4 protein-coding genes and 1 pseudogene are annotated in these 7,357 nt (G+C 52.2%); all 5 read left to right on the top strand.

The window, feature by feature from the left end:
- Positions 1-820: transcription termination factor NusA (nusA, locus tag JX312_RS06520; protein WP_204457445.1), on the top strand; the 820-nt coding region annotated here is incomplete at its 5' end.
- Positions 821-917: 97 nt separating this feature from the next.
- The gene (gene infB / locus JX312_RS06515; RefSeq protein WP_204457444.1) at positions 918-3,845 is read left to right on the top strand and encodes a translation initiation factor IF-2; all 2,928 of its coding nucleotides are present in this window, start codon (positions 918-920) and stop codon (positions 3,843-3,845) included.
- A gap of 466 nt (positions 3,846-4,311) precedes the next feature.
- Positions 4,312-4,863 carry a DUF3575 domain-containing protein gene (locus tag JX312_RS06510; RefSeq protein WP_239653834.1) on the top strand — a complete coding sequence of 184 codons (552 nt, stop codon included), beginning with the start codon at positions 4,312-4,314 and terminating at the stop codon, positions 4,861-4,863.
- A 2-nt stretch (positions 4,864-4,865) separates the two neighbouring features.
- Entirely contained in the window at positions 4,866-6,308 is a 1,443-nt protein-coding gene (locus tag JX312_RS06505; RefSeq protein ID WP_124029562.1) for a DUF3868 domain-containing protein, read from the top strand.
- Between the two features lie 119 nt (positions 6,309-6,427).
- Positions 6,428-7,357: pseudogene (locus JX312_RS06500) on the top strand (hypothetical protein); the annotation flags it as partial.

Genomic DNA, 7,357 nt, shown 5'->3' with positions numbered 1-7,357 from the left:
GGTCATCACAGGTGAGGTTCATCAGATCTGGAAACGCGAGATGCTTCTTCTCGACGAAGAACAGCACGAGCTTATCATGCCCAAGGAAGAACAGATTCCCGGAGACTTCTTCCATAAAGGCGATATGGTCCGCGCAATCGTAAAAAGAGTTGACAACCCCAACAATAATCCCAAGATTATCGTAAGCCGCACCGATCCCCGCTTCCTCCGCCGTCTTTTCGAACAGGAAGTGCCTGAGATCCACGACGGACTCATCACCATCAAGGATGTGGCACGCATTCCCGGCGAGCGCGCCAAGATAGCCGTTGAAAGCTATGACGACCGCATCGACCCCGTCGGAGCCTGCGTCGGCATCAAGGGAAGCCGAATCCACGGAATCGTGCGTGAGCTCCGCAACGAGAACATTGACGTGATTTCATTCACCGCCAATCCCCAGCTCTACATACAGCGCGCGCTTAGTCCCGCCAAGATTTCCTCGATCCGTCTTAACGAAGAAGACCGCAAGGCAGAGGTATTCCTTCACCCTGACGAGGTCAGTCTCGCCATCGGTAAAGGAGGTATGAACATCCGTCTTGCCTCCATGCTCACCGGATATTCGATCGACGTATACCGCGACATAGAGCCCGGCGAGGAAGACATCTACCTTGACGAATTCAGCGATGAAATCGACGAATGGGTAATCGAGGCACTCAAAGATCTTGGTCTCGGCACAGCCAAAGCCGTGCTCAACGCCCCGCAGCATGTGCTTGACCAGGCAGATCTTGAAGACTCCACGCTACAGCACGTTCTCGATGTGCTCCGCGCAGAGTTTGAAGACTGACCGGAATAACCGCAGACAGCCGCTGCCCTCTCCTCTCACGGGAAGCAAAAGGCACTGCCTCTGCTTCACATTTTAATAGCAATCACAAAAATTACATATGCGCATAAAGATCAGCAAAGTAGCAAAAGACTTAAATGTAGGAATCAACACTGCTGTGGAATTCCTGCGCAAAAACAATGTCGAGATCGAAGAGAATCCCGGTCCCAACACCCGTATCGATGAAGATGCGGTTGATATCCTCACCAAGGAATTCAGCAAAGACAAGGGCATAAAGGAGAAATCAGATGACTTTGCCGCCGCTAAAAAACAGGAACGTAAGGAAAAGCAATCTTCTAAAGAGCGTCCGCGCACAGACGAGATAAAGACCACCGTTCCACATGCAGGCGGTCCTCGCATTTTGGGCAAAATCGACCTTGACGCTCCCAAACAGACTGCTACCGCTGAAGCGAAACATGCAGCCGAAAGCGGACCGGAACCCAAAGCGGAGACAAAACCGCAACAGCCCGTGGCCGCAAAACCGGAACCAAAGCCGGAAGCCAAACCTGAGACGAAGGTCGAGGTGAAACCTCAGCCTCAGCCCCAGCCTCAGCCAAAACCGGTTCAGGAACCCAAACCGCAAGTAAAACCGGAGCCCAAGACCGAGCCGAAAGCAGCGCCCGCTGCCAGACCCGACACAGTCAAAGCAGAGGCTCCCAAACAGGATAATGCAGTGAAAGAACCGGCAAAAGAGACTCCCAAAGCGGAACCGGCAAAAACAGAAGCACCTAAAGAAGACAATGGAGGCGTATTCCGTTATGCTCCCACGCCTGCCGGCCCGGAGCTGAAAGTTGTCGGAAAGATAGACTTGTCCGCGATCAACCAGTCCACACGTCCGCGTAAGAAAAGCCGCAGCGAACGCCGCGCCGAGGCAGCACGCGCCCATGGCGGCGACAACGCCCAGAAAAAACGCAAGCGCATCGGCAAAGAGAAGGTAGACATCGAGAAAGCAGTGTCTCAACCTGGCTTCGGCTCTGAAAACCGCAAGAAAGAAAACAAAGGCAACGACCGTCAGGGCAATTCCCAGCAGGGTGGCGGAAGAGGCGAAAACAAACGTAAGCGCGACAAACGCCCCGTAAAACCGGAAATCAATTCCGAAGACGTTCAGAAACAGGTGAAGGAAACTCTTGCGCGTCTCACCAACAAAGCCCCCAAGAAGAGCGCGAAGTGGCGTAAGGAAAAACGCGAGGAGATGCACAACCGCGAACTGGAGAACCAGCAGCGCGAGGCGGCTGAAAGCTCAGTGATCAAAATCACCGAGTTCGTGACAGCCAACGACCTCGCCAACCTCATGGATGTTCCTGTCAACAACGTCATCGCCACTTGCATGAACCTCGGTGTGATGGTATCCATCAACCAGCGTCTCGATGCGGAGACAATCAATATAGTTGCCGAGGAATTCGGGTTCACAACCGAATTCGTCAGCGCCGATGTCACCGAAGCCATCGAGGTTGTTGAAGACAAGGAGGAAGACCTCCAGAGCCGTCCGCCGATCGTCACAGTCATGGGACACGTAGACCACGGCAAGACATCTCTTCTCGACTACATCCGCAAGGCAAACGTGATCGCTGGTGAGGCAGGAGGCATCACACAGCATATCGGAGCCTACAACGTCAAGCTCGCCGACGGACGACACATCACATTCCTCGACACACCGGGTCACGAAGCGTTCACGGCAATGCGTGCCCGCGGTGCCAAAGTCACCGACCTCGCCATTATCATCGTGGCTGCCGACGACAACGTGATGCCCCAGACCATCGAGGCGATCAACCATGCATCCGCAGCTGGTGTACCGATGGTGTTCGCTGTCAACAAAATCGACAAACCCACGGCAAACCCGGACAAAATCAAAGAGGAACTCGCCCAGATGAACTACCTTGTGGAGGAATGGGGCGGCAAATACCAGAGTCAGGACATTTCTGCGAAGAAAGGAATCGGAGTGGACGAACTCATGGAAAAAGTGCTTCTTGAAGCCGAGATGCTCGACCTCAAGGCAAATCCCGAGCGCAACGCGATCGGTTCGGTAATCGAGTCCTCTCTCGACAAAGGTCGCGGCTATGTTGCCACGGTGCTTGTCCAGAACGGCACACTCCGTGTGGGAGATGTCATTCTCGCCGGCACACATTACGGCAAGGTAAAGGCAATGTTCAACGAGCGTAACCAGCGCGTCAAAGAAGCTGGACCCGCCACGCCGGTGCTTATTCTCGGTCTCAACGGCGCACCCACCGCCGGCGACACCTTCAATGTCCTTGAGACAGAGCAGGAAGCGAGAGAGATAGCAGGCAAACGCGAGCAGCTACAGCGCGAACTCGGTCTCCGCACCAAGAAGCGTCTCGGTCTCGAAGAGCTTGGCCGCCGCCGCGCGCTCAACGACTTCCACGAACTCAACCTCGTTGTCAAGGGAGACGTAGACGGTTCAATCGAGGCACTTTCGGATTCATTGCTCAAGCTGTCCACACCAGAGGTGCAGGTCAATGTGCTTCACAAAGGTGTGGGTGCCATCTCCGAATCCGATGTCACACTTGCCGCAGCATCCGATGCCATCATCATCGGCTTCCAGGTGCGTCCTTCCGCAGCCGCTAAACGCGAAGCAGAGAAAGAGGGAGTTGAGATCCGTCTCTACTCAGTCATCTACAAGGCAATCGAGGAAGTCAAAGACGCTATGGAAGGTATGCTCTCTCCCGAAATCAAGGAAGAGATTACCGGAACGGCGGAAGTGCTTCAGACCTATCATATCTCGAAAGTCGGCACTATTGCCGGAGCAATCGTGCGTGACGGCAGAATCAAACGCGCCAGCAAAGTGCGCCTGATCCGCGACGGCATCGTGATTTACACCGGCGAACTCGGTTCTCTCAAACGCTTCAAAGACGATGTCAAGGAAGTTGTTTCAGGTTACGACTNCGGTCTGTCGATACAAGGCTACAACGACGTCCGCGAAAGCGACCTCATAGAAGCCTTCGAAGAAGTCGAAGTGAAGAAAACACTTTAAGGCACAAACGCCAGGGTCTGCAGACAACTGACAGATTACTTAGCTTATTCCCGTGGGGAAAGGATTCGTTACATTCAAGAATCCTTTCCCCTCATTCTTTTTTCCGATACGCCTGATGCGACCGCCGATTGCGGGAGGCGTCAATCCTCTACTGCTTCCCGTATGCTGAACATGAAAGTCTTTAAAAGCAACAAAATCAAGAACATACAACACTTTAACGTTATTTAACAAATGGGGGGGGTATTTTACAAATTTTGTTTGTAATTTTGCGAAAAATTTGAGAGAGGGATACCGCCATCTCCCACATGCCAACACCCTATATCGGCATGGATCCATAAAAAAAATTGTATTCAGAGACATAGAAAGAGGCTTGCGCAATTTGATGTACCATCACCATACGCTATCCGTGCACATGCGTGGCTTCGCAAATTTACAATAATTGATGAAAGCAGTCAGATTAATCATTATGTCAGCGCTTTTCGCCCTCAGTGCGAACGCGCAGGTAGGAGTCAAAACAAATTTACTCTATGATGCGGCATTAACTCCTAACATAGGCATCGAGTTTGGTCTTGCTCCCAAATGGAGTCTGGATGTTTCGGGCAACCTGAATCTCTGGAAGCTCGACAATGGTCGCAGATGGAAACATTGGCTCGTGCAGCCGGAGGCACGCTATTGGTTTTGTGACCGTTTTTCAGGACACTTCGTAGGTCTTCACCTGCTTGGAGGGCAATATAACTTCGGAGGATGGAAAAACGGATGTAATTTTCTTGGAACTCATTTCGAAAAACTGCGCACGCAAGTACACCAGGGGTGGTATGCAGGCGCAGGTGTCGCATATGGCTACACATGGATTCTCAACCGACACTGGAGCGCAGAAGCCGAAGTAGGCATAGGATGGGCGTATACACGATATGACGCCTACCCTTGCGCCAAATGCGGGACAAGACTTGAAGAAAACAGAGTTCACAATTATGTAGGGCCCACGAAAGCCGCAATCAATCTAATCTACGTATTCTGATCTTGAACCTAAAATCGCTTTGCATTGCAACCCTTCTTTCATTAGGGTTCGTTGGCGCAGCTGCTTCCGACAAGACTCCTACAGACGCGGTAAGAGCCTCTAACATAGATGTGGCACGCACAGAAAACAACTTGTTCGTAAAGATGGATCTCGACCTGAGCGGCTATAGCACGCTCAACAGCAACCGGGAAGTGACAGTCACCCCCATGCTTGTCAACAAGGAAGACACGCTGAGGCTGCCGGCTCTCACAATCGCCGGACGCTCAAGATATTATCTTCATATCCGCGAAGGAGAAGAGGACTGGCCCTCTCCCGCTCTTTACAAAGCTTCAAAAAATCTCACAGTGCCCTACCAGGCTTCAGCTCCGTTCAGCACATGGATGGGAAAAGCCGAGCTGGTGCTCTCTGCAAAATCATGCGGATGCTGCGGCGAGCCGATAGCAGCCACAGACATTCCCGCCAAGACACTTGACCTCACACCCAAAGAGAAGGTCACATTCAGACCGCTCTTCGCCTTCGTAACCCCTAAAGCCGAGCTGGTAAAGCACCGTGAAATCAAAGGATCGGCATATATCGACTTTCCGGTAAACCGCACGGAGTTATATCCCGACTACCGCCGCAACCCCGCGGAACTCGCCAAGATCAACGCCACGATTGATTCCGTGCGCCTTGACAAAGACGTGCAATTCAAAGCCATGACAATAAAGGGATACGCATCTCCCGAAGGCTCTTACACCAACAACGTCAGACTCGCCAAAGGGAGAACAGCGACACTTAAAGACTACGTTCTCGGACAATATTCATTCCCCGCCTCCATCATCGCTACGTCATATGAACCGGAAGACTGGGAAGGGTTGCGCCGTTACGTTGAAAAATCAGACATTGCCGACCGCGAAGGAATACTCGCCATCATAAACTCCGACATGGAGCCGGATCCCAGGAACGAAGAGATACGCAGACGCTATCCGCGCCAATACGAATTCCTTCTCAGAGAGGTATACCCCGGACTGCGACATTCAGACTACACTGTGGAATACACAGTCAGGAACTATACCGACATCAATGAAATCAAACGTCTTATCTTCACAGACCCCAGAAAACTTAGTCTTAACGAGATGTTTGCCGCCACATCGGCAATGGACCCGGCATCGCCCGAATATGAGGAAGCCTTCAGGGTAGCGGTGAGAATGTATCCCGAAAGCACCGATGCCAATCTTAATGCCGCAAACATCGAGATGCGGGACGGCAATCTTGAGTCGGCGGCGCGTCATCTTGAAAAGGCGGGAGACTCTCCCGAAGCCACATACGCACGCGGTGTGTTGGAGGGCATTAAAGGTAACTTCAGTTCAGCACGCGCACTTTTCGAAAGAGCTGCCTCACGCGGAGTCAAAGAAGCCGGAGCCGCCATTGACAATCTCACCGCCATCGAAGAGAACGACAGATAAAAAACGGCAGACAACATCCGGAAAACCTAATGATTCAGAAACTGAGGTCAAGATGACTTCAGTTTCATATCCAACTTGCAGAACCAACAGACAGATTAAACCAAAATAACAACTGACATATGAATCTTTTCAGAAAATTCTTCTTTGGAACCGCCACGCTCGCTCTGCTTGCAGGCTGCTCCGACGACATCAGCAATGCCGGACAGAACAACGGTTCGACAGGCAATGAAGACGGACCATCCGTATATCTTGGCGTAAACTTCCAGATGCCGGGCATGGGTTCCACAAGATCCTTCACTGATGGAGACAACACCTCCAACAACGGCACTGAAGTCGGCACAGATGTAGAAAACAACGTGAATGAAGTGCTCCTCGTGCTTGCCCGCCGCGATTACGGTTTTATCGGCGCTGCCTCCGTTATGCGCGACAACATCTACAAACATCAGGCACAACAGCCCAACGCCGGCTCATATCATGCTACGGCAAAATTCAACAAAACCGAGCTTAGCCAGTATTATTCCGATGCCGCGAACTTCAACAAGGAGATTTGCGTGTTCGTGATAGCCAACCCCACCGGCGGAATGGTCGACAGACTCGCCACAGCCGCCTACGGCGACACCGAGTGGATCAACACTCCGTGGACAGTATCCGTAGAAGGCAACCAGACAGAAGGCGCCATCTGGTCATCGACAAACGGCGGCAACTTCCTTATGACCAACAGCCAGATTGCAGTGCGCGAGATACCTCAGCAGATGTCGGCATGGGACAGCTACACATCGGAAGACAAGTGTTTCAACCTTTCTGAAATCAACGGCGTCGCCGGTGCTTTGGGTACAATAGACAACTCCGCCGCCAACGCATCACGCGGTCCGGTGAAAGTGGAGCGTGCGACCGCACGCTTTGACTTCCGTGACGGTTCACCCGCAAATACGGACGCCAACACATATCCCGTCGTCTACATCCAGAATCCCGACGGCAGCCAAGGCGCGAAGCTTATCGACATAAAGCTCAACAAGATGGCTCTTGTGAACATGGGCAAGACATTCTAT

It is taken from the genome of Barnesiella sp. CU968 (genome assembly GCF_905219685.1).
GTDB lineage: Bacteria > Bacteroidota > Bacteroidia > Bacteroidales > Muribaculaceae > Lepagella > Lepagella muris_A.
The sequence above is the reverse complement of the archived record's forward strand: the minus strand, read 5'-3'. Positions and strand labels throughout refer to the sequence as shown.